2 protein-coding genes are annotated in these 1,942 nt (G+C 51.0%); both read right to left on the reverse strand.

Features of this window, described 5'->3' with window-relative positions:
- Nucleotides 1-104 (reverse strand): GTP-binding protein (locus tag AB5H98_RS13335; RefSeq protein WP_367926370.1); only part of this gene is annotated, 104 nt, incomplete at its 3' end.
- 131 nt (nucleotides 105-235) lie between these two features.
- Nucleotides 236-1,942: elongation factor G (gene fusA / locus AB5H98_RS13340; protein ID WP_367926369.1), on the reverse strand; the 1,707-nt coding region annotated here is incomplete at its 5' end.

Here is a 1,942-nt window from a genome sequence, read left to right on the forward strand (position 1 = left end):
ACTTTCGTGATAGCAGCGGTCAAAGTGGTTTTACCATGGTCAACGTGGCCGATGGTACCAATGTTAACATGGGGTTTGGAACGCTCAAATTTAGCTTTAGCCATTGGAATTATCCTCCTTTTTAATAAGACCCGTTTCTTAAGGCAATTGTACTAAATCAGCCTTAAAAAATCAAGTGTTTTATTCGCGTACAGTCGGGCCGTTTTATCACGGCCCGATAACTGTACAAAAGGCATTAGTCGTTGGACTTTGCACGGCCTGCCATAATGTTCTCGGCAATGCTCTTGGGCACTTCCGCGTAATGGCTGGGCTCCATGGAATACTGTCCACGTCCCTGCGTCTTGCTGCGCAGGTCAGTGGCGTAACCGAACATATTGGACAGCGGAACCAGAGCATCGATCTGCTGAGAACCACTGCGGGCCTCGGTTCCTTGAATCTGTCCACGACGAGCATTTACGTCGCCGATAACATCGCCCATATACTCGTCCGGAACGATAACTGCTACCTTCATGATCGGCTCGAGGATGACAGGATCTGCTTTGCGCATAGCCTCTTTGAAGGCCATGGAACCAGCGATCTTAAAGGCCATCTCAGAGGAGTCGACCTCATGGTAAGAACCATCGTACAGAGTAACCTTGACATCCACAACGGGATAACCAGCAAGCACACCGGCCTGCATAGCGCCCTGGATACCTTGGTCGATAGGACCGATGAACTCCTTGGGAATCGCACCGCCAACGATAGCGTTGACGAACTCATAACCCTTGCCTTGCTCGTTCGGCTCAATTTTAATTTTAACATGACCATACTGGCCTTTACCACCAGACTGACGGGCATACTTGGTGTCCTGATCAGCGGCACGGCGAATGGTCTCACGGTAAGCAACCTGGGGCGCACCTACGTTGGCCTCAACCTTGAATTCACGCAGCAGACGGTCAACGATGATTTCCAAGTGCAGCTCACCCATACCAGCAATGATGGTTTGGCCGGTCTCCTCGTCCGTATAGGTACGGAACGTGGGATCCTCTTCCGCCAACTTTGCCAGCGCAATGCCCATTTTCTCCTGACCTGCTTTGGTCTTGGGCTCAATGGCAACGCGGATAACCGGCTCCGGGAACTCCATGCTCTCCAGAATGATGGGGTGTTTCTCGTCGCACAGGGTATCACCCGTGGTGGTATTTTTCAAACCAACCGCAGCAGCGATATCACCCGCGTAGCACTCATCAATATCTTTACGATGGTTGGCGTGCATCTGCAGGATACGGCCCAGACGCTCGTTCTGGTCCTTCACAGAGTTGTACACTGTGGTGCCTGCCTTAGCAATACCAGAATACACGCGGAAGAACGCCAATTTACCTACAAACGGGTCCGTGGCGATCTTAAAGGCCAGCGCAGCCAGAGGAGCATTGTCATCCGAAGGACGGCTCTCCTCTTCACCAGTTTCCGGATTCACACCCTTGATGTCCTCAATGTCGGTCGGAGCCGGCATGTAGTCCACAATGGCGTCAAGCAGTTTTTGGACACCCTTATTCTTATAAGAAGTACCGCAAACCACAGGAACAATGGTATTTGCAATGGTCTCTTTGCGAATCGCTTTCTTCATCTCAGGGATGGTCAGCTCTTCGCCATCCAGATACTTCATCATCAGCTCTTCGTCGCTCTCGGCAATAGCTTCGACAAGCTTATCATGGTACTCATTGGCCAGGTCCATCATATCCTCGGGGATCGGCTCCACGCGGATATCTTTACCCAGGTCATCGTAGTACACATAGGCCTGCATCTCCAGCAAATCGATGATGCCTTTAAAGGTCTCCTCTTTGCCAATCGGCAACTGGAGAGGCACTGCATTTGCTTTCAAGCGGTCTTTGATCATGTCCAGTACGTGATAGAAATCCGCACCCATGATGTCCATCTTATTGACGTAGATCATGCGGGGAACATG

This window comes from uncultured Ruthenibacterium sp., from assembly GCF_963558415.1.
GTDB lineage: Bacteria > Bacillota > Clostridia > Oscillospirales > Ruminococcaceae > Ruthenibacterium.